General features: G+C 72.7%; 18 protein-coding genes. 10 read left to right on the top strand and 8 right to left on the bottom strand.

The genetic code is table 11. The features are described 5' to 3' along the window. Positions 1-77: 77 nt before the first annotated feature. A complete protein-coding gene (locus ACIRD3_RS00825) occupies positions 78-1,313 on the bottom strand; it encodes an FAD-dependent monooxygenase (RefSeq protein WP_402209510.1) in 1,236 nt (411 codons plus the stop codon). Between the two features lie 239 nt (positions 1,314-1,552). Between ACIRD3_RS00825 and ACIRD3_RS00830 the strand changes: the two genes are divergently transcribed. The 3 genes from ACIRD3_RS00830 to ACIRD3_RS00840 all read left to right on the top strand — a co-directional run bounded on the left by ACIRD3_RS00830 (position 1,553) and on the right by ACIRD3_RS00840 (position 5,335). Next, complete coding sequence (locus tag ACIRD3_RS00830) at positions 1,553-3,595, top strand: FAD-dependent oxidoreductase (RefSeq protein WP_402209513.1); 2,043 nt, start codon at positions 1,553-1,555, stop codon at positions 3,593-3,595. Between the two features lie 222 nt (positions 3,596-3,817). Continuing rightward, a complete protein-coding gene (locus ACIRD3_RS00835; RefSeq protein ID WP_402209516.1) occupies positions 3,818-4,354 on the top strand; it encodes a PadR family transcriptional regulator in 537 nt (178 codons plus the stop codon). Between the two features lie 252 nt (positions 4,355-4,606). After that, positions 4,607-5,335 carry a hypothetical protein gene (locus ACIRD3_RS00840; protein WP_402209519.1) on the top strand — a complete coding sequence of 243 codons (729 nt, stop codon included), beginning with the start codon at positions 4,607-4,609 and terminating at the stop codon, positions 5,333-5,335. Positions 5,336-5,424: 89 nt separating this feature from the next. Here ACIRD3_RS00840 and ACIRD3_RS00845 read toward each other — a convergent pair whose 3' ends face one another. Then, the gene (locus tag ACIRD3_RS00845; protein ID WP_402209521.1) at positions 5,425-5,823 is read right to left on the bottom strand and encodes a YybH family protein; all 399 of its coding nucleotides are present in this window, start codon (positions 5,821-5,823) and stop codon (positions 5,425-5,427) included. A gap of 162 nt (positions 5,824-5,985) precedes the next feature. Between ACIRD3_RS00845 and ACIRD3_RS00850 the strand changes: the two genes are divergently transcribed. Then, complete coding sequence (locus ACIRD3_RS00850) at positions 5,986-6,276, top strand: winged helix-turn-helix transcriptional regulator (protein ID WP_402209523.1); 291 nt, start codon at positions 5,986-5,988, stop codon at positions 6,274-6,276. A 7-nt stretch (positions 6,277-6,283) separates the two neighbouring features. On the opposite strand, the gene ACIRD3_RS00855 is transcribed toward ACIRD3_RS00850, so the two are convergent. Then, positions 6,284-6,694: an HGxxPAAW family protein gene (locus ACIRD3_RS00855; protein WP_402209525.1), complete on the bottom strand. Its 411-nt coding sequence runs from the start codon at positions 6,692-6,694 to the stop codon at positions 6,284-6,286. A 97-nt stretch (positions 6,695-6,791) separates the two neighbouring features. Here ACIRD3_RS00855 and ACIRD3_RS00860 point away from each other — a divergent pair, with 97 nt between their 5' ends. Further along, entirely contained in the window at positions 6,792-7,277 is a 486-nt protein-coding gene (locus tag ACIRD3_RS00860; protein WP_402209528.1) for a MarR family transcriptional regulator, read from the top strand. Positions 7,278-7,461: 184 nt separating this feature from the next. Here the strand turns inward: ACIRD3_RS00860 and ACIRD3_RS00865 are convergent, their stop codons facing one another. Both ACIRD3_RS00865 and ACIRD3_RS00870 read right to left on the bottom strand, forming a co-directional pair. After that, positions 7,462-8,760, bottom strand: a complete 1,299-nt coding sequence (locus ACIRD3_RS00865) for an alpha/beta hydrolase family protein (RefSeq protein ID WP_402209531.1) — start codon at positions 8,758-8,760, stop codon at positions 7,462-7,464. Between the two features lie 146 nt (positions 8,761-8,906). After that, a complete protein-coding gene (locus tag ACIRD3_RS00870) occupies positions 8,907-9,860 on the bottom strand; it encodes a phosphatidylinositol-specific phospholipase C (protein WP_402209534.1) in 954 nt (317 codons plus the stop codon). A 193-nt stretch (positions 9,861-10,053) separates the two neighbouring features. Between ACIRD3_RS00870 and ACIRD3_RS00875 the strand changes: the two genes are divergently transcribed. Next, a complete protein-coding gene (locus ACIRD3_RS00875) occupies positions 10,054-11,064 on the top strand; it encodes a hypothetical protein (RefSeq protein ID WP_402209537.1) in 1,011 nt (336 codons plus the stop codon). A 64-nt stretch (positions 11,065-11,128) separates the two neighbouring features. Here the strand turns inward: ACIRD3_RS00875 and ACIRD3_RS00880 are convergent, their stop codons facing one another. Both ACIRD3_RS00880 and ACIRD3_RS00885 read right to left on the bottom strand, forming a co-directional pair. Further along, positions 11,129-11,656, bottom strand: coding sequence for a peptidylprolyl isomerase (locus ACIRD3_RS00880; protein WP_402209539.1), 528 nt, complete (start codon positions 11,654-11,656; stop codon positions 11,129-11,131). Between the two features lie 256 nt (positions 11,657-11,912). Next, on the bottom strand, positions 11,913-12,305 hold the full coding sequence (locus tag ACIRD3_RS00885) for a hypothetical protein (protein ID WP_402209542.1): 393 nt from the start codon (positions 12,303-12,305) through the stop codon (positions 11,913-11,915). Positions 12,306-12,585: 280 nt separating this feature from the next. On the opposite strand from ACIRD3_RS00885, the gene ACIRD3_RS00890 reads away from it, so the two are divergent. From ACIRD3_RS00890 to ACIRD3_RS00905, 4 genes are all read left to right on the top strand, one after another. Continuing rightward, positions 12,586-14,379: a CocE/NonD family hydrolase gene (locus ACIRD3_RS00890; RefSeq protein WP_402209545.1), complete on the top strand. Its 1,794-nt coding sequence runs from the start codon at positions 12,586-12,588 to the stop codon at positions 14,377-14,379. Between the two features lie 341 nt (positions 14,380-14,720). Then, entirely contained in the window at positions 14,721-15,737 is a 1,017-nt protein-coding gene (locus ACIRD3_RS00895) for a ScbA/BarX family gamma-butyrolactone biosynthesis protein (protein WP_402209547.1), read from the top strand. Positions 15,738-15,905: 168 nt separating this feature from the next. Continuing rightward, positions 15,906-16,562, top strand: coding sequence for an HAD family hydrolase (locus ACIRD3_RS00900; RefSeq protein ID WP_402209550.1), 657 nt, complete (start codon positions 15,906-15,908; stop codon positions 16,560-16,562). Between the two features lie 71 nt (positions 16,563-16,633). Then, complete coding sequence (locus ACIRD3_RS00905) at positions 16,634-17,842, top strand: cytochrome P450 (protein WP_402209553.1); 1,209 nt, start codon at positions 16,634-16,636, stop codon at positions 17,840-17,842. A 136-nt stretch (positions 17,843-17,978) separates the two neighbouring features. Here ACIRD3_RS00905 and ACIRD3_RS00910 read toward each other — a convergent pair whose 3' ends face one another. Further along, entirely contained in the window at positions 17,979-19,469 is a 1,491-nt protein-coding gene (locus ACIRD3_RS00910) for an FAD-dependent monooxygenase (protein ID WP_402209556.1), read from the bottom strand. Positions 19,470-19,957: the final 488 nt, after the last annotated feature.

The following is a 19,957-nucleotide window of genomic DNA, read 5'->3' on the forward strand; positions in this document are numbered from 1 at the left end:
GACGCCTGACGTCCGACCCCGGCGCCCGGGCCGGGGGTTCGCCTGTCCGGGCGCCGCGGGATCCGGCGGTCACGCGCTCACGAGGACGGTTCCGGCCGTCCGAGCGCGTGGCCGCCGAAGCCCCCGCTGCCGGTGAGCTGGTGCTGCCACCAGGCCGCCATCGTCGGCTCGTCCATGCGGGACCAGTCCGGCGCCTCGGTGACCTGCGCCCGTCCGAGCGTGCGGCCCAGATCCACCAACTCCCGCCCCGCCGCGCTCCGTTCGCGGTCGTACGCGGCGAGCAGGGACGACCAGGAGCCGCCGTCCGCCCCCGCCTGCTCGAAGGCGTGGGCGTCCTGCAGGGCCTTCACGGCGCCGCTGGTGTTGTGCGGGCGCACGACGGTGGCCGCGTCCCCGCCGATGAGCAGCCGGCCGGCGGTGCGGCGTGGGGCCGCCAGGTCGTAGACGGGCTGCAGGAAGGTCCGCTCGCGCGGGGTGAGGGTGACCACCCCGGCCCAGTAGGGCGGCAGTTGCCGTTCCGCGAGCTGCCGCAGCTCGTCCAGCCGTCCGTCGGTGAGGGTGCCCGCCGGGATGCTGGTCGGGCCGTCCAGGCGCAGCCAGGCGGGGGTGGGGGCGTAGAAGACCCAGTTCACCTGGGTGTGGCCGGGGTGGAGCCCGGGGATGCGGTAGATCACGACCTGTCCGCCGGGGTAGCAGGCGGTGATGCACTCCTCCTCCGGCCAGGCCGCGGCCCCGCCGGGCAGGTCCTCCAGGAGTGCGGCGTCGTAGCTGCCGCGCCAGCACACGTACCCGGCGAACTCGGGTGCGGCCTGCGGGCAGACGGCGGCGCGGACCACGGAGCGGTAGCCGTCCGCGCCGATCACCAGGTCGTAGGGGTGGCGGACGCCGTCGGCCTGCGCGGCCCAGGCGCCCCCGTCGTCCCCGCCGACCGCGGTGACGGTGGTGCCCAGCCGGTACTCGACGCGTTCGGGGGTCCGCTCGCGCAGCGCCTGCCAGAGGACGGCCCAGTGGTGGGAGTGGAACGGGAACGGCTGGTCCCAGAGGAGGCGCCCGCGCCCGTGCGGGCCGTCGCCCTCGCCGGCCGGCCCGCGGGTGACCCAGCGGCGGACGGTGAGGCGGTGGCGGCGGGTGTCCGCGGCGAGGTGCCCGGCGCGGACGAGTTCGTCGAAGCGGTCGTTGTGGGTGCACAGGCCCACTCCGCGGTCCTCCAGCCGGCCGGGGCTGCGTTCCAGCACCACGACCCGGTCCGCGCCCAGGCGGGCGGCGGCCCCGGCGAACGCGCTCCCGGCGATGCTGCCCCCGACCACGGCCACCGAGCCACCCCGCACGGCCGCCCCCTCTCCCGACTATCCCGACTCTCCCGAGCCTCGCGATGTCCGGGACACGACGATACGCGGGCGGTCCGCCGCCCGCCCGGTGTTCGGAGGCTTCCGGTGGCGGGCGGTGGCGGGCGGTGGCGGTCCGGGGGTTTATGCAACTCGTTGCACAAAGCTTGGACCGTCCCCTACCCTGCGGTAACCACCGCAGCCAGCCCGCGCCCCAGGAGACGTCGATGAGCGCCACCCCCGGCAGCAGCCGCTACCCGCACCTGCTCAGCCCGCTCGACCTCGGCTTCACCACCCTGCCCAACCGCGTGATCATGGGCTCGATGCACGTCGGTCTGGAGGAGGCACCGGGCGGGTACGCGCGGATGGCCGCCTTCTACGCCGAGCGCGCCCGCGGCGGCGTGGGCCTGATCGTCACCGGCGGCATCGCCCCCAACGAGGCCGGACGCCCCTGGGAGGGCGGTGCGATGCTGACCACCGAGGCGGAGGCCGACGAGCACCGCGTGATCACCGACGCCGTGCACGCCGCCGGCGGGAAGATCGCCCTGCAGATCCTGCACTTCGGCCGGTACGCCTACCACCGCGACCTGGTCGCCCCCAGCGCCCTCCAGGCCCCGATCAGCCCCTTCGTGCCCAACGAGCTCACCGCCGAACAGGTCGAGCAGACCGTCGAGGACTTCGCCCGCTGCGCGGAGCTCGCCCGCCGCGCCGGGTACGACGGCGTCGAGATCATGGGTTCCGAGGGCTACCTGATCAACGAGTTCGTCGTCGCCGCGACCAACCACCGCGAGGACGAGTGGGGCGGGACGTACGAGCGGCGGATGCGCTTCCCGGTGGAGATCGTCCGCCGGGTCCGCGAGCGGGTCGGCGAGGACTTCATCATCGTCTACCGCCTCTCCATGCTGGACCTGGTGCCCGGCGGCTCCACCCTCGACGAGGTGGTGGAGCTCGCCCAGGCCGTCGAGGCCGCCGGGGCCACCATCATCAACAGCGGCATCGGCTGGCACGAGGCCCGCATCCCGACCATCGCGACCTCGGTGCCGCGCGGCGCCTTCGCCTGGGTGACGAAGAAGGTCATGGGCAAGGTCGGCATCCCGCTGGTCACCACCAACCGCATCAACACCCCCGAGATCGCCGAGCGGCTGCTCGCGGAGGGCAGCGCCGACCTGGTCTCGATGGCCCGCCCGCTGCTCGCCGACGCCGACTTCGTCGCCAAGGCCCGCGAGGACCGCGCCGACGCCATCAACACCTGCATCGGCTGCAACCAGGCCTGCCTCGACCACACCTTCAACCTCCAGATCACCTCCTGCCTGGTCAACCCGCGGGCCTGCCACGAGACCGAACTCGTCCTCGCGCCCACCAGGCTGCGCAAGCGGGTCGGCGTCGTCGGAGCCGGCCCGGCCGGCCTCGCCTTCGCCGTCTCCGCCGCCGAGCGCGGCCACGAGGTCACCCTGCACGACGCCGCCGAGGCGATCGGCGGACAGCTCAACGTGGCCCGGCGTATCCCGGGCAAGGAGGAGTTCGACGAGACGCTGCGCTACTACCGCACCCGGCTCGCCGAGTTGGGTGTCACGCAGCGCCTCGGGGCCACCGTCACCGCCGACGAGCTGTCCGGGGCGGGGTACGACGAGATCGTCCTCGCCACCGGCGTCAGCCCGCGGATCCCGGCCGACATCCCGGGGATCGACCACCCCAGCGTGGTCGGCTACCTCGACGTGCTGCGCGACGGCGCGCCCGTCGGCGAGCGGGTCGCCATCCTCGGCGCGGGCGGCATCGGCTTCGACGTGGCCGAGTTCCTCACCGACCAGGGCGACCAGGCGAGCCTCAACCCGCCGGTGTTCCAGGCGAAGTGGGGCATCGACCCGGAGTACCGCGAGCGCGGCGGCCTGCGCGCCCCGGAGCGCCCGAAGCCCCCGCGCAGCGTCCACCTGCTGCAGCGCAAGACCGGCAAGGTCGGCGCCGGGCTCGGCAAGACCACCGGCTGGATCCACCGCACCGAGCTCAAGCACCGGGGCGTGGTGATGGTCCCCGGCGTGACCTACGACCTGATCGACGACGCCGGCCTGCACATCACCGTGGACGGCGAGCGCCAGCTGCTGCCCGTCGACACCGTGGTGCTCTGCACCGGCCAGGAGCCGCGCCGCGACCTGTACGACGCGCTGCGCGAGCGCGGACTGGCCGTGCACCTGATCGGTGGCGCGGACGTGGCCGCCGAGCTGGACGCCAAGCGGGCCATCAAGCAGGGGACGGAGCTGGCCGCGGCCATCTGAGTCGCTCATGTGAGTCGCTCATGTGAGGTGCGGTCGGGGTGCGCGGCGGGGTACTCGCCGGGTGCTCATGGGCGTGGGTGGGTGCGTGCCGCTGGCGCATGAGACCTGCTCATGGGCGGGGCGTCATGAGACCTGCTCATGCTCCGGTGGCCATGAGACCTCCTCATGGCCACGCTCCGGCCCGTCCATGAGACCCGCTCATACGCCCCTAGGATCGTCCGCATGTCGCTGCCGCACGCCATCCTCACCGCCCTGCTGGAGAAGCCGTCCTCGGGGCTGGAGCTGACCAGGCGGTTCGACAAGTCGATCGGCTTCTTCTGGCCCGCCACCCACCAGCAGATCTACCGCGAGCTCGGCCGGCTGGAGGCGTCCGGACACATCCGGGCCCTCCAGCCGGACGGGCCGGTGCGCGGGCAGAAGAAGGAGTACGAGGTCCTCCCGGAGGGCCGCGCCGAACTGGCCCGCTGGACGGCCGAGGGCGCGGGACCGCGCGCCGTCCGGGAGCCGCTGCTGCTGCGGTTGCGGGCGGCGGCGGTGGTCGGCACGGACGGTCTGGCGGCCGAACTGGAGCGCCACCTGGAGATTCACCGCACCCAGCTGGCCGACTACCTCGAGATCGAGCGGCGGGACTTCCCGGCCGAGAAGGCCGACGGTGAGAACCGGCTCCAGCACGCCGTGCTGCGGGCCGGGATCGGGCTGGAGACCTTCTGGGTGGAGTGGCTCGCCGAAACCCTGGAAACGCTGCCGTCCGAGGGATGAGCCCCGCTCATCGGGGTGCCCATGAGAGGTGCTCATCAACGCGGTGCATGAGCCGGGCTCATGGCGCCCCAACCATGGGACCCGCTCATCACGCGGCGTCATGAGAGCTCCTCATGGTGATCCCCATGAGACCTGCTCATGCGCTGCCTCGTGCCCCCTGACCTGCGGTGATGACCGCCCCGCGCGCCCGGATCGGCGCCTGGTGGGAGACTGGAATCCTGTCCCTGCCCGAACTCTCGACCGGGGGCCCGCATGTCTCTTCCGAGGCCTCTCCACGCCGTCACCGCCGCAGCCGTCGTCCTGGCGGTGGCCCTCGGCCCGGCGCAGTCGGCATCGGCCGCGCCCGCCCAGGACCTCCCCTCCGCCGACCAGCTGAAGTCGGCGCTGCTCACCGTGGCCGACGTCGGCCCCGGCTTCACCGAGGTGCCCGCCACCCAGAGCCCGGGGCCGGAGGAGAACCCGACCCCGGTCAGCGGCTGCGACGCGCTCAGCGCCCTGATCAACATGCACGCCACCCAGCCGAGCCCGGCGAACCCGCGGGCCGAGACCGAGTTCGACGGTCCGGACGGCAACCCGATGGTGACCGAGGCCCTCGCCGCCGAGGCCCCCGACCAGCTCGCCGCCGACTTCAACACCGCCGCGGACGCCTTCCGGACCTGTCACACCATCACCTTCAACGCCGGCATCGAGGACACGGTGACCTTCACCGTCACCCCGGTCACCCTCGGCGACCGCCAGGACGCACCCGCCGTCCGGCTGGACGGCACCCTGGACGGGGTCCCGCTCAACGCCTTCCTCGGCGTCGAGCGCTTCGGTACCGTCGCCATGGCCTTCGGTTACTTCCAGCGCGAGGGTTCCGACCCGCAGGCCGCCTCGATGCAGTACCGCACCGCCGTCGCCAAGGTCGAACGCACCCTCGGCACCACGGCCGGCAGCACCACTCCGCCCACCGCCGTCGCCACCCCGGGCACGCGGGTCTGACGCGTCGCCGGTGCCGAGGAGGCGCTCGACGCCGCGTACCGGCCTGTCCGTTCCGGCCCCGCCGTGCAGCCCGACCGTCTCCGACCCGCTCAAGGCCGCGCGGTGCCGAAGGGGTTGTCGATCACGTAGTGCCAGTGGCCGGTCGGGTCGCGTCGGGCGACGTCGGTGGCGGTGCCGGTGAGGTGCACGTCGGTGCCGTCCGCGGTGGTGCCGCTGATCTCCCAGTCGACGATCAGCAGGGCGATGTCGTCGGCGACGTAGGTGTGCCGGGGCCGGACCGAGATGGGCAGCCCGAGGGCGAGGAACTCGGCGTTGGCGCGGTGGAGTTCGGCGCCGGTGGCGGTGGTGCCGGGGGAGGGGACGAAGACGGCGCCGGGTTCGTAGACCCCGGCGAGCAGGGTGGCGTCACCGGAGTTGAAGGCGGCGGCGAAGGCGGCCGGGTGTTGTGCGGGGTCGGTGCTCGCGGGGAGGCTGGTGGGGTGAGTCATGCGAGCAGTGAAGACGGCCGCGTCGTAGGTCACCAAACGGGAAGCGACGTGCGCGCCGAGGAGCGGCGCGGGGGCGGTGGGGGCGGGAACGGACGCCGGTGGGACGCCGAGCTGGTGCCGGACGACCGGGGCCGAACGGCGCGTCCGGAGGCGGATTGCCCGGTGGAAGTGGCGCTGGCGGCGGTGGCCGGCCGGTGGACGACGCTGGTCCTGCGGGAGCTGATGCACGGCCCCGCCTCGTACGGGGAACTGCGCGAACGGTTGCCCGCGATCAGCTCGAAGGTGCTCGCTGAGCGCCTGCAGGCCCTGGGGGAGCGGGAGTTGGTGGTGCGCGAGCGGCTCACCGGTTTCCCGGTACGGACGCTGTACCGGCTGTCGCCGGCCGGTGAGGCGTTGCGCCCGCTGCTGGTGGAGCTGTACCGGACGGGAGTGGCGCTGTCCTCGCTGTCGTGACCCGGGGTCAGAGACCGGCGCCGACGCGCTGCCCGTCGCGTACGGTCCCGGCGACACCGGCGGCCATCGTAGTACCGGCACCCGCAGCACCGGCCTCCGCGGCCCCCGCGCCCTCGGGGCGTCGCCCGGCGAGGCGGCAGCCGAGGCAGTCGGGGTGGCCCCGGCGTCCGGCGGGGTCGGGGGTGCGCCAGTGGCGGAGGTGGGGCGGGCGCGGGCCGGTGGGTTTGCCCAGGCCGGCGAGGTGGAGCAGCCAGGCGGCGACGGCGCCGAGGGCGGTGAGGGCCGCGCCGGCCGAGATCCCGGCGGCCGAGCCGAGGACCAGGCCGGCGCCCGCGACGGCGAAGCCGAGGACGGCGATGGTGGAGCCGGTCCAGCCGGCGACGGTGTGCCCCATGTCGTGATCACCGTGTGTGCGCATGTCTCCTCCGGTGGTGTGAGATGGGTGGGTGTGCTCGTGGGCGACCCAGGTCTTTTATCTCACGAGGTAAGTAACTTAGATGCTAAGGAGAATCTGGGTGAAGGGCAAGCCGCGCCCCCAGGCGACGCCCGAGCAGGCGCAGTACTCGATGGACCGGATGATCGCGTTGGCCCAGTTCGGCCAGCAGGACATCGCCGCCCGGCTCGGGCTCAACGTCACCGACCTGACCTGCCTCGGCTTCGTCATCGAGGCCGCGATGGCCGGCGAGTCGCTGGCCGCCGGCGACCTCGCCGAGCGGGCCCAGCTGACCACCGGGGCCGTGACCGGGGTGCTCAATCGCCTGGAGAAGGCCGGGTACGCCCGCCGGGAGGCCGATCCGGGCGACCGGCGGCGGGTGCGGGTGGTCATGTCGGAGGACGCCCAGGAGCGCATCCTCCAGGTCTACGGCCCCTTCTACCAGCGGATCGGTGCGCTGTTCGCCGACTACACGCCGGACGAGATCGCGGTGATCACCGACTGGTTCACCCGGGCCAGGGTGGTCCTGGCGGAGTCGCTGGACGAGATCCGGGCCGAGACGCCGTAACGGCTCCGAGCGCCGGGGAACGACGTCCGGGCGCCCGGCGGACCCGAGAAGGAGTCCGCCGGGCGCCCACGGACGCACGGCCGGCGCGGTGACGGGCAGGGTGGCGCCGCACCCGCACGGCGACACGCACGCCCGGCGCCGCACCCGCACGGCGACACGCACGCCCGGCGCCGCACGGGCACCGCTACGGGTGGAAGACGACCTCCGGGAAGGATCGGGTCGGCCCGTCGAGCAGGCGGCGGCCGCTGCCGCGGTGCCGCAGGTGGAGGTCGAAGAAGGCGAGCGGGTAGGCCTGCTGGATCCGGATGCCGCGGTCGGGGTCCAGGGTGCCGACCTGGGAGCGGATCTGCTGCTCCGTCATGCCGAGCAGCTTCCCCGCCTGGGGGATCAGCGTCATGTTGTCGCCGTACGAGGCGTGGACGGCGCCGGTGGCCTGGATGTCGAGCCGCCAGCCGCGCAGGTGGCTCCAGAAGGTCTCGGCGGCGGGATTCGTGGCCCGGGCCCAGGCGGCGGTCATCATCATGAACGGCCGGTCGAGGTCGGTGCCGGGCGCGGGGTTGGCGATCATCGGTCCGTCGAGCGCGAGCCCGGCGCGGAGGCGCGGGTCGGCGCCCATGGCGAGGGCGGTGGCGGTGCCGCCCTTGGACCAGCCGAACGCCCCGACGGCGTCCGGGTCGAGGCCGCCGAGCAGCCCGACCGGGAGGGCGCGCCCGTCGACGTCGGGGTTGCGGCCGGCGGCGAGGTCGTCGACCCGGTCGAGCAGGAAGCGCAGGTCGGCGGCGTAGTCCCTCGGGTACATGGGGACGCTGTCGCTCGGCGTCCGGACGGTGCCGTCGGGGAACTCGGTGAAGCAGTCGTCGGTGTGGTCGACGGTGACGACCGCGTAGCCGTGGCTGGCGAGTTCCTGGCAGATGACGGTGTGGTCGGCGCGGTGGCTGCCCGAGCCGTGGGAGAAGACGACGACGGGGAGCCGGTGGCCGGTCCGGTGGACGGGTGCGCCCCGGTGGCCGGAGGTGAGCGGGGCGAGCGAGGGGTCGAGCGGGTAGCCGACGTCGGCGAGGAAGGCGCGCAGGGCGCCGTCGCTCATCCAGGGCGCGAGGGGGTACGCCCCCGCGTCGGCGCTCCGGGCCGGGTACCAGACGGCGGCCATCAGCTCGCGGAAGCGGCCCGGTCCGGCGGCCGGGTCCGGCCGGGAGGTGTCGCGCAGGTGGAGCGGGACCGTGCCGACGGGGCACGGGCCGGTCGGCACGGGAAGGGTGAGCCGGGCGGGGGCGCCGCCGCCGGACGGGGTCGGGGCACTCCAGGCGGTGTCGGCGAGGCCGAGCGGCGCGACGGCGCCCATCGCCACCGCGGCGCCCAGGAGGCGGCGGCGCGTCAGACCGGTGCGGCCCGTGGTGGGGCCCGCGGTGCGGCCCGTGGTGCGGCCTCCGGTGCGGCCCGTGGTGGGGCCCCCGGTGAGGCTTGCGAACGGCGTGGTGTCCATGGGGGGAACGCTGCCACGCGCGGCGGAGCGCGGACATCGGCCCACCGATTGATCCACCCGCCACCGCTGTGGCCCACGGACTTACGTCCCCGGGCTGACATCGCGCGGACCCGGGGACGGTGGGTGGCCGGGGGTGGCCGGAGGGCCTAGACGACGTTCTTGTCGATCAGCATCTGCAGCACGTTGACGTGGAAGTCCGGGAAGTCCATCGGGACGATGCCGAAGCGGGCGCGCTGCTGGGTGCGGGCGTTCAGGTACGGGTAGACGGTGCGGTCCATGAGGCTCTGGGAGCTGGTCTTGGGCCAGTAACCGCCCGCGTAGCTGAGGAAGTTGACGAACATCGTCGGGCTGTTCGGGGTGCGGAAGGCCTTGTCGAACTGGGCGACGATGTACTGGCCCTTCGTGCCCAGGGGGTCGAGGCCGCCGAGCTGCCACACGTCCTGGGTGTCGAAGTACGCGTTCTGGCCGCTGGACCAGTCGATCAGGCCCCACGGGTTGGTGAAGTCGGCGAGCAGGACGACCTTGCCGCGGGCGGTGCCCAGGGTCGGCCAGCCGTGGAAGTGGAACAGGCCGCGGTAGCCCAGCGCGTCGAGGTAGTGGTCGACCCGCCGCAGGAACTCCTCGTCGCCGAGGGCCTGGCCGCCGGCGCGCTCGTTGCGCAGGCGCATCACGACGGTCTCGCCGGGGTGCGCCTGCAGGAAGGAGCGGCACTGGTCGAGCACGTCCTGCAGTCGGATGTGCTGGTAGGCGTCGGAGTGGTAGATCCCGAGCTCGTCGGGCGCGCCCTGCAGGCCGTTGCAGCGGATGTCGAGGAAGCGGACGCCCTCCCGCAGTTGTTGCGGGATGCCCCAGTTCTGGGTGTGCGACCACTCGGTGCCGTAGGCCGGGTTCTCGCAGCACGAGTCGTGGGTGCCGGGGATGGTGAGGTCGAGCAGGGAGACGCCGCCGTCGAGCCGGCTCATCCAGTCGTCGGTGGGCAGTCCGCGCGGGGTGGTGCGTACGGTGGCCGAGGCGGTGGACGGCAGGGCGAGGCCCCCGAGGGCGGCCGCCCCGCCGACTCCCGCGCCCCACTTGAGAAGATCACGACGTGCGATGCCCATGGCGTGGCTCCTTAGGCCTTCCGGTCGGCTCGGAGGTGCGCTGTCACTGCGCCGAACGCGGCCCGCCCGGTGGGGGGTTCACCGCCCGGGGAGCGGTTGCGTTTCGGTCTCCATCCCGTCCTACCCGACTCCGCGGCTGACGAACTGCTGTCACATTGGACAGCAAGTCGGTTGTCATCAGAGGGGGTTGAGGATGGGTTCGGGGGAGGGTGCCGACCTGGTCGGGGCGGTCGTCGCGGCGCTGGTGCAGGCCGCGTCCGGTGTCGCGGGGGCGGCGGGGACGGCGCTGGGCGCCGAGGCCGTCGGCTGGGTGCGGGAGGGGCTGGGGCAGTTGCCGCGCTGGGCGCAGGCGGCCGAGCGGGTCGATTCGGCGCCGCAGGACGACGGAGCGCGGCGCGGACTGGCGGACGCGGTGGGCGAGTTGCTCCGTGTGCACCCGGCGTTGGCGGAGTCGCTGGCGGAGCGCTTGGCGCAGGCCGTGGCACCGGTCGGGCTGCCGCCGGCGCCGCCCGCGCCGCCGCCGTCGATCACCGTCGGCGAGGGTGCCTTCGTCGGCGGCGCGGGACAGACGGCGGTGGGATCGGGGAACACGGTCGTCGGTGGGGACGTGCACCACAACACCGTTCACAAGCGTGGCAGCGGCGGGCTCGTGGTCGCGATCCTGGTCGTGGTGGCGGCATTGGTGGCCCTCGGCATCCACTTCCTCGGCGGGAACAAGGACCTGGGCTCGACCCCGCTCCTGCCCGCGTCGGTGGAGGGGGACGCGCTCAGGCCGGGCTCCGACCGCGACTGGGAGGGGGAGCGGGCGTCGCTGACCCGGGACGGCATGGAGAATCCGCAGCTGGGGGGCTACGGCAAGGTCCCGAACGCCTTCTCGGACCGGAAGTTGGGAGGTGATGAGCACGAGGTGCGCTGGACCGTGTACATCGCCGACGCGACGATGACGTTCCAACGGAGGTTCGCCGAGCTCCGGGCCACCTCCTCCACCTCGCGTACGCCCTTCGGTCGAGAGGTGCCCACCTCACTGCCCGGGAAGATGTACTGCGACGCGTCCGAGGCGAAGAACGGTGCGCTGAGCGACGACGACGAGCGGAGCTGCCTGTGGTTCGACGACAAGCACGTGATCGTCGTCAGGGCGTACGGGAGGGACCCGATCCTCCTGGCCGCCGTCGTCGAGCGGATCTACCACAACAGCGAGCGCTGATCCGGCGGTGCCGGTGCGGGGAGTCGGCGGGGCCGACTCCCCGCACCGCGTGGGGGCGTGCCGGTCAGCGGGACTCGATGACCACCGACTCGATGACGACGTCCTTCACCGGGCGGTCGGTGCGGGGGTTGGTCTCCACCGCGACGATGGTGTCGACGACCTTCCGGCCGACTTCGTCGGCGACCTCGCCGAAGATGGTGTGCTTGCCGGTGAGCCAGGTGGTCGGCGCGACGGTGATGAAGAACTGCGAGCCGTTGGTGCCCGGACCGGAGTTGGCCATGGCGAGCAGGTAGGGCTTGGTGAAGGCGAGGTCGGGGTGGAACTCGTCCGCGAACTTGTAGCCGGGCCCGCCGGTCCCGTTGCCCAGGGGGTCGCCGCCCTGGATCATGAAGCCCTCGATGACCCGGTGGAAGATCGTGCCGTCGTACAGCCTGGCCGTGGTCTTCTGCCCGGTCTCCGGGTCGATCCACTCCCGTTCGCCGGTGGCGAGTTCCACGAAGTTCTTGACGGTCTTCGGGGCGTGGTCCGGCAGCAGCCGGATCTCGATGTCGCCCTGGTCGGTCTTCAGGGTCGCGTACAGCTGCTCGGCCATGGGTTCGTCCTTCGCGGTCGGTCTTCGGTCGGTCTTCGATCCGTCCTGCTGGCGCGGACAGTCTTCCGACCGGCGTGGGCCGACCCGGGGCGACAACACGGCATCTCACCCGCATGAGTGATGCGGTGGCGGTCCGCCCGCGCCCCGGGCGGACCGCCTCGGTGTCCGCCCCGGGGCGGACTGCCACGGTGTCATCGCGGCGAGGCCGTCCTCACCGTCCTCACCCGCCTCACCCACGTCACCCGCCTCACCCGCCTCACAGGCCGACCTCCGACGAGCAGCGCCGGAACGGGACCGGGGGGAACCAGCCGACGCTGTCGTTCCCGCAGACGTGGATGCTGGTGATCCGCTCGCCGAACTTGACCGCGCCGGCCTGGTTCTTCCCCAGTTCCAGCTGCCGCACCTGGCCGGAGGCGGTCTTGGCGTACGCGGTGGCGCCGTTGAAGCGGGTGCCGGTGGACATCCAGACCCAGCCGTCCGAGCAGTTGTCCACCTGCACCTGGACGTCGTAGAAGCGCAGGGGGCGGGTGCAGCCCGCGGCGGCGGCGGTGCTCGCGGAGGCCGGGACGGCCGACACGGCGGTCAGCGCGGCCACGGCGAGGCCGAGGGTCGCGACCGTCGTCGGCAGCGGGTTCGACAGGAACTTCATGGACGACTCCAAGGTTTCATCACGGCATGTCTGCTGGCGCAGCGGTTCAACTGTTGCCGTCACGGCGCACGTGTGGCATCAGTCATCTGACTGCGACCGTGCGGACGGACGTCCGTTCCGAGGAACGGTGGTGGCGGCAGCGGATACCACGCCAAGGACAGTGACGGGCGGGATCGTTCGTAATCCATCAGATCGGGCGAAGGTGGTTGATCGTCAGTTTCGTCGGTGCACGCACGGTGGAGACCAGCTTCGGTATCCGTTCACGAGAGGGTGATTCCGCATGACCGATCCGATCTCCTCGATCACCGAGGCGACACTGACCGACATCGCCACCAACGGCATCTGGGGCGAGGGCTTCACCGTCAATCCGTCCGTCGTCGCCGTCGGCCAGGCCCTGCTGGCGGCCGTCCGGGGCGACGGCGGCGTCGAACTGCCGCCCGAGCTGGAGGAGTTGGTCGCCGGCGTCCGGGAGGCCGCCGACGTCGAGCTGCCCCGCATCGCCGCCGCCGACGGCATCGAGCTCTCGGCGCTCAGCATCAAGCTGAACGACGGGGTGCCGCACCCCGTGGTGATCGTGCCCGCCGGGTGGAACCCGTACGGCTGGCTGCCGTTCCTGTACCTGTACCTCACGCTGGCGCGGCGCGGCTACCACGTGCTGGCCTACTCGCCGCGCGGCATCGGCATCGAGGGGTGGGTGTCCACCTCCCAGGGCTTCATCGACGTCGGCGGCCAGGCGGACTGGCGCGACGGCTCGGCGGTGATCGACTACGCCGAGGGCCACTTCGCGCCCAGCAAGGTCGGCTTCCTCGGCGAGTCGTACGGCTCCGGCATCAGCCAGCTGGTGGCGGCCCACGATCCGCAGGAGCGGGTCGGCGTCGTCGTCGCGCTGAGCACCTGGGGCAACCTCGCCACCAGCCTCTACGACAACGGCACCCGCCACCTGGCGGCGGTCCAGGCGCTGATCGGGTTCACCGGCGGCCCGATGGAGGAGAAGTTCGACGAGGAGACGCAGGAGATCCTCAAGGACTTCCTCAGCGGCCGGAACCTCGACCGGGTCGTGGAGTGGGGCACCGAGCGCTCCCCGCAGGAGTACACGGACGAGACCAACCGGCGGGGGATCCCGACCTTCATCTCGAACACCTGGCACGAGACGCTCTTCCCGGTCGGCCCGGTGGTGGAGACCTTCGACGCGCTCACCGTGCCGAAGCACCTGAACCTGTGGATCGGCGACCACGGTGCGCCCGAGGGCCCCGGTCTGGCGGGCCTGGTGCCCGGGCTGCCGTTCCCCGGACTGGCCGTGCCGATCCGGGAGGCCTTCGACTGGCTGGACCACCACCTGCTCGGCGTCGACAACGACGTGCCGGTCTGGCCGGAGGTGGTCAACCAGTCGATGTTCACCTACCGGACCATCGCCATCCCGGGCGGCACCAACCTGATCACCGTCCCGGCGCGGCGCGAGTCCTACGCGTCCTGGGGTGAGGTCACCACCGGCCGCGAGACCTGGCACCTGACGGGCACCGGCGGCGCCGGCGACGGTGCGCTGGTCGAGAAGCCGACCGCCGGCTGGTCGCGGGACTTCACCGCCGGCAACCTGACCGAGGCCACCGCGGGCGAGCTGCTCAAGACCGGGCAGCAGGAGTGGTTCGGCAACCCCCGGCGCTACGAGCTCGCGAAGTTCGACCGCGCGCAGCTGCTGGTCTGGTCCACCGACCCGCTGGCCGGCCAGGACGGCGTCGCCCGGCGGATCCGCGGCGCCGCGTCGCTGCGGCTCACGGTGCGCAGCACGGCCGAGGCGACCACGCTGGTGGCCTACCTGTTCGACGTCGCCCCGGACGGCACGGCCCGGATCATCACCCACGAGCCGTACACCGCGTCCGACCTGACGCCGAACGTCAACACCGAGGTCGGCTGGGACCTGCAGGCGGCCTCCTACGACCTGCCGTCCGGGCACCGGCTGGTCCTGGTCGTGAACAGCCGCGACGAGCTGTACTCGTTCGAGAGCGTGGACGGGAGCACCACGACCATCAGCTCGCACAGCGGCAGCGAGGCGAGCCTGGGGCTGCCGCTCGGCTGATCGGTCGGCTTGACCGATCGGGTTGGTCGGCCGGGCTGATCGGCCGGGCTGATCGGCCGTGCTGGTCCGCCGGGCTCCCGGTGGCCCGACGGCCCGCCGCCCGATGGTTCGTCCCCTGACGGCCCGTCGCCACACCTGGCGGCGGGTCGTCGGCCGTGTCCGGGCGTGGCTCGCCGGCCTGGGAGATCCGGCTACACGACGCACACGGACTTTTAACACGGTTGTTCGTTTTCACGTGGCCTACGCCACAGTAGCTTCGATGCGAACAGAGGTACGATCACGCTCACACCTCCGATCGGAGGGGTACCTACATGCAGGAGCCCAGAGGGGGAAGCTCAGTCATGTCCGCCATCCTCGACCGTACTCTGACGTACTCGAACACCGTCCCGCGCGCCACCGTCCACCGGGCCGCCATCTGTGAGGTCTTCCTCACCGACTCCGCCCGGGTCGCCGAGGACCAGTACCTCATCGCCGCCCAGCTGCCGCGGGTGCACAGCTACTACAGCGACAACGTCACCGCGCCGGCCGCCTACGACCCGCTGCTGCTGGTCGAGGTCTTCCGCCAGGCGTCGATCTACGCCGCGCACACGTTCCTCGACGCGCCGCTGGACAACAAGTTCATCTTCGTCAGCGGGGAACTCAACATCACCGACCCGGAGGCGCTGCGGATCGGGGCCCGCCCCGGGCAGGCCGAGATCCGGGCCCACCAGGTCGGCCTCAAGCACCGGGACGACGTCGTCACCGGCAGCACCCTCGACCTGGTCCTCTTGGTGGACGGCGACGAGGCCGCCACCATGCGCACCGTCTGCCAGTGGATGCCGGGGGCCGCCTGGGACCGGATGCGCGAGAAGGGGCGTGCCGCCCTCGCCCTGACCCCGGCCCGTCCGCACCACACCGGCCGGCGGGTGCCCGCGATCTCCGTCGGCCGCGCCTCGGGGCAGAACGTCGTGCTCGCCGGGGTCGAGGCGCGCGGCCACGAGCTGCGCACCCAGGTCGTCGTCGACCAGGGCAACCCGGCGCTGTTCGACCACCCACTGGACCACATCCCGGGCGCGCTGATCTTCGAGGGCTTCCGGCAGTCCGCGATGTACGCGGCGCAGGAGCTGTTCGGGCTCTCGCCGCGCAGGCTGCTGCTCGCCCGGGTGGAGACGGAGTTCACCCGCTTCGGCGAGTTCGAGCTGCCGACCGACTGCGTCGTGCGGGTGGTGGAGTCGCCGGCGGCGGACACCGTCGCGTTCGAGATCACCATGGTGCAGGAGGAGGAGCAGATCGCGCGGGCCAGGGTGCACCTGGAGCGGACCAGCCCGATCACCGCGGCTCTGCAGGATCGTTTCGCCTATGCCGCGGCAAGTGCCTGAGCTGCGCGATCGGTGAGATCCGCCTGATCCGCCTGATCCGCATGATCCGCCCGATCCGCGTGATCGGCCCGATCCGTCAGACCAAGGCCCGAGCAGCCCGAACTGTCCGAGCAGCACGAACAGTCCGGGCCGTGGCACCGCGAACCGGCACCGCAAGGAGACACCGCCATGTCCAAGCCCATGATCTGGTTCGACTTCGGCGGGGTGCTCTCGCCGCCGCTGGACGACCTCTTCGACTCGTACCACGCCCGCACCGGCATCACCCCGCGCCAGCTGAAGACCGCCCTCGGCACCGTCGCCGGCGAACTCGGCGTCGAGCCGCTCGCCCCCATCGAACTCGCCATGCTCACCGAGGCCGAGTGGGGCCAGGCCATGGTCCGCGTCCTGGAGGACAAAAACCCCGGCATCGACCTCTCCCGCGCCCGCTTCGAGCGCTTCGGCGAGCAGTGGTTCGAGGGCGTGCGCGCCAACCCGGTGATGACCGCGACCGTGCGGCACGCCAAGGAGCACGGCTTCCGGGTCGGCATCCTCAGCAACAACGTCAAGGAGTGGGAGCCGTACTGGCAGGCCATCGTGGCACCCGCCGGTGACGTCGACTGCGTCGTCGACTCCTGCAAGGTCGGCTACCGCAAGCCCGACCCGGAGATCTTCCGGCTCGCCGAGCAGCAGGCGGGGGTGACGGCCGAGGAATGCGTGCTGATCGACGACCTCCCGGAGAACTGCGTCGCCGCCCGACGCTGCGGCTGGCGCGCGGTGCACTTCCGCAACAGCGCCCAGGCCGTACGGGAGTTGACCGGCCTGATCGGGCTGCCCGCGCTCACCTGACGGGCAGCGCGACCCCAGCCGACTCCAGCCGACCCCAGCCACCCGCCCCCACCCGTCCAACCGGAGAACGCATGACCACCGTTGTCCCGTCCGCGACCGCCAGCGTCACGGACATCCCGCACCTGGACCCCGTCCCGGCCTTCCTCCCGCTGGCCGAGCCGGGCCCGAACGGGGTGCCGCTGATCGAGCTGCCCAGCGGACACTCCGCCGTCCACCTCACCCGCTACGCCGACGTCCACAAGCTGCTCACCGACCCGGCCTCCGGCCGCACCGAGACCAACGTCGAGGGCGGGCCCAGCTTCCTGCCGACGGTGATGCCCAAGGAGCTGCTGCTCAACCTGGACGCCCCGCACCACGCCAGAGTGCGCGGCTTCGTCGCCGCCGACTACAGCGCGAACGGCGTCGAGCGGCTGCGCCCGGTGCTCGACCGGGTGATCGAGGAGGGGATCGCCCGGCTGCGCGCCGCCGAGTCCCCGGACCTGTTCAGCGACCTGATCGACCGCGTGCCGATCACCGTCAACTGCCACTTCCTCGGCGTCCCGCTGGACGACGTCGACTACTTCCGGCCCTCGTCACGGGTGGTGCAGATCGCCTCGCACGAGAACGTGCCGGATCTCGTCCAGCACTTCTACCGGGTCTACGGCTACGTCCAGGACCTGGTCACCGGCGCGCGGCCGGTGCTGCCCGGCGGGCTGATCGAGCAGTTCCGGGCCAACCGCGACCGCGCCGAACCCGCCCTGGACGACGCCGAGCTGACCGGCATCTTCTTCGGCTCGCTGCTCGGCGCGGACCAGAACATCGTCTCCGTGCTCACCAAGTCCCTCTACGCGCTGCTGTCCGCCCCGCAGCTGTGGCGCCGGCTCGCCGAGGAACCGGAGATCGCGCCCCGGCTGGCCGAGGAACTGATCCGGCTCATCCCGCTCGGCACCATCTCCGCCTTCCCGCGGATCGCCGGCCGGGACCTGGAGACCAGCGTCGGCCTGGTGCCCGAGGGCAGCGTCGTCTACCCGGACGCCTTCGCCGCCAACCGCGACCCGGAGGTCTTCCCGGACCCGCTGGTGATCGACCCCGACCGCCAACCGGCCAAGCGGCACCTGCAGTTCGGGTACGGCATGCACCACTGCATGGGCGCGGCGCTGGCCCGGATGGAGATCGTGTCCGTGCTGACCCGCCTCGCGCAGGAGTTCCCGACGCTCGCGCTGGCCGTCGAGCCGGCGGACGTGCCGTGGGACGTCGGGACGGTGCTGCGTCGGCCGACCTCACTGCCGGTGCGGTGGTAGTGGCAGAGGAGGCGGCCGAGGACGTGGCCGGGTAGCTGCTCGGCAGCAGCCGAGCAGCCCGGCCGGGCTTGCGGGAAGGGCGGGTACGGGAGGCCGTACCCGCCCTTCGGCGTGCCGTTGCGCCGGGGTCACCGGCTCACGGCTCGCCGAACCACTCGCGCAGGGTGCCGGCCAGCGGGCCGCCGTCGGAGGCCCAGGCGATGTAGCCGTCCGGGCGGATCAGGACGGCGTCCCAGGGGAGCTTGCGGTCACCCTCGGCGCGGACCACGCGCAGCAGGTGCGACCAGCCCTCGGCCTGCTTGCGGTGCGCCTGCTCGTCGGCGCCGAGCAGGAGCAGCACCGGGCGGCCGTCCAGCAGCAGGCGGATGACGTCGGTGGGCCCGTCCGGGGTGGTGAGGGGGAGGTTGGGCAGGAAGTGGCCCTCCCAGGGGGAGCCGTCCGAGGTGCGCGCCGGGTAGACGGTGTCCTGGGCGCTGATCATGTTGCCCAGGTGGGTGTTGGCGCCCTCCACGCCGAGCAGGTCGGAGACCAGGTCGCGCAGCGGGTCCAGGCCCGGATCGGGCCGCATCAGGGCGAGTTGGGCGCGGGTGTTGTCGACCACCCGGCGGGCGACCGGGCGGCGCTCGGCGCTGTAGGTGTCCAGCAGGTCCTTGCCCGCCGTGCCGGCCAGGGTGCGGGCGAGCTTCCAGGTGAGGTTGAGCGCGTCCTGCAGACCCAGGTTGAGGCCCTGGCCGCCGACCGGGAAGTGCACGTGGGCGGCGTCGCCGGCCAGGAAGACCCGGCCCTTGCGGTAGTCGCAGACCACCCGGGAGAAGTCGTTGAACTTGGAGAAGAACACCGGGTCGGTCATCGGCACCGGGTGGCCGAGGATGCGTTCGGCCTCGGCGCGCAGCTCGCCCAGCGTGAGCGGGGCGTGCCGGTCCCGGTGCGGGCCGCGGAAGTCGATGGTGAAGAAGCGGCTGTGCCCGTACGGGTTGACGCCCGCGATGGTCCAGCCGTGCGGGGTGCGGTTCCAGCCGGAGGGCACCCGGTAGGGGTCGGTGAGGCGGACCAGACCGAGCAGGGCGGAGACGGTCGCCGGGTGGGTCTCGGACGCGAAGCCGAGCAGCTCGCGCACGGTGCTGCGGGCGCCGTCCGCGCCGACCACGTACTCGGCGGAGAAGTGCCGGACGCCGTCCGGGCCCTCGGCGGTCACCTCGACGGCGTCCGGGCCCTGGACCACGTCGGTGACGCCGTGGCCGCGCAGGACGGTGACGCCGCGGGTGCGGGCCCGGGCCTCGAAGTCCCGTTCCAAGTCCGCCTGGGAACGGCCGTAGACGGGCGCGGGCTCGGTGCCGGGGGCGGTGATCACCAGGCCGGGCATGCCCGCGAAGTGGAAGGCGTCGGCGTTCGGCCGGGCGAGGCCGTTCTCGGTGGCCTGCTGGGAGCGCAGGTGACCGCGGCGGGCCAGGCCCTGGACGGTACGGGCGTGCAGGGTGCCGGCCTTGGGCTGGTCGACGGTCTGCGGGTTCGTCTCCAGGACGACGGTGGTGATGCCGTGGTGGCCCAGTTCGGCGGCGACGAGCATGCCCACGGGGCCGCCCCCGACGACGACGACTTGGGCTCGGGTGGTGGTGGCGGGGTCCATTGGTACGGGGTCCTTTCGGGGCGGGTGGGAAGCGCTGGGTCATGCGGGGGGCTCATGGGCGGGGCTCATGGGCGGGGCCACATGCGTGGGGATCATGTGTGGGGCTCATCGGCGGCGGCCTCATGAGCCGGGCTCATGGGCGGCGACATGAACGGGGCTCATGGGCCGGGACGGGCATGAGTGACGCTCACGGGAGGCTCATGAGCAACTCTCATGGGGCAGGCGCGTGAGAGTCGTTCATCGGCTGCCACCCCCATGAGCCGCGCTCATGAGCCGGCCCCATGACTCGCGCTCATGAGCCGGCCCATGAGCAGGGCTCATGCCCGGCCCTCATGAGTCCCGCTCATGGCGGGCGGCGGCACATGGGTGAGGGCCCGGTGCCGCTCGGGGGGTCGCGGCGCCGGGCCCGGTCTCGGGGTGGTGCGGGGTGGTGGGGGGGGGGGGCCCGGGGGTTGCCCCCCCCCCGCGTCTCGGAACGGCCTCGCGGC

The organism is Kitasatospora sp. NPDC093550, assembly GCF_044764985.1.
Taxonomy (GTDB): domain Bacteria; phylum Actinomycetota; class Actinomycetes; order Streptomycetales; family Streptomycetaceae; genus Kitasatospora.

Bases quoted from the DNA above. Each gene is read 5' to 3' on its own strand.
- ACIRD3_RS00855 (WP_402209525.1), bottom strand. From the start codon at position 6,694: ATGCGCACACACGGTGATCACGACATGGGGCACACCGTCGCCGGCTGG.
- ACIRD3_RS00875 (WP_402209537.1), top strand. From the start codon at position 10,054: ATGGGTTCGGGGGAGGGTGCCGACCTGGTCGGGGCGGTCGTCGCGGCG.
- ACIRD3_RS00840 (WP_402209519.1), top strand. From the start codon at position 4,607: ATGTCTCTTCCGAGGCCTCTCCACGCCGTCACCGCCGCAGCCGTCGTC.
- ACIRD3_RS00885 (WP_402209542.1), bottom strand. From the start codon at position 12,305: ATGAAGTTCCTGTCGAACCCGCTGCCGACGACGGTCGCGACCCTCGGC.
- ACIRD3_RS00890 (WP_402209545.1), top strand. From the start codon at position 12,586: ATGACCGATCCGATCTCCTCGATCACCGAGGCGACACTGACCGACATC.
- ACIRD3_RS00830 (WP_402209513.1), top strand. From the start codon at position 1,553: ATGAGCGCCACCCCCGGCAGCAGCCGCTACCCGCACCTGCTCAGCCCG.
- ACIRD3_RS00880 (WP_402209539.1), bottom strand. From the start codon at position 11,656: ATGGCCGAGCAGCTGTACGCGACCCTGAAGACCGACCAGGGCGACATC.
- ACIRD3_RS00845 (WP_402209521.1), bottom strand. From the start codon at position 5,823: ATGACTCACCCCACCAGCCTCCCCGCGAGCACCGACCCCGCACAACAC.
- ACIRD3_RS00910 (WP_402209556.1), bottom strand. From the start codon at position 19,469: ATGGACCCCGCCACCACCACCCGAGCCCAAGTCGTCGTCGTCGGGGGC.
- ACIRD3_RS00865 (WP_402209531.1), bottom strand. From the start codon at position 8,760: ATGGACACCACGCCGTTCGCAAGCCTCACCGGGGGCCCCACCACGGGC.
- ACIRD3_RS00895 (WP_402209547.1), top strand. From the start codon at position 14,721: ATGTCCGCCATCCTCGACCGTACTCTGACGTACTCGAACACCGTCCCG.
- ACIRD3_RS00900 (WP_402209550.1), top strand. From the start codon at position 15,906: ATGTCCAAGCCCATGATCTGGTTCGACTTCGGCGGGGTGCTCTCGCCG.
- ACIRD3_RS00905 (WP_402209553.1), top strand. From the start codon at position 16,634: ATGACCACCGTTGTCCCGTCCGCGACCGCCAGCGTCACGGACATCCCG.
- ACIRD3_RS00870 (WP_402209534.1), bottom strand. From the start codon at position 9,860: ATGGGCATCGCACGTCGTGATCTTCTCAAGTGGGGCGCGGGAGTCGGC.
- ACIRD3_RS00835 (WP_402209516.1), top strand. From the start codon at position 3,818: ATGTCGCTGCCGCACGCCATCCTCACCGCCCTGCTGGAGAAGCCGTCC.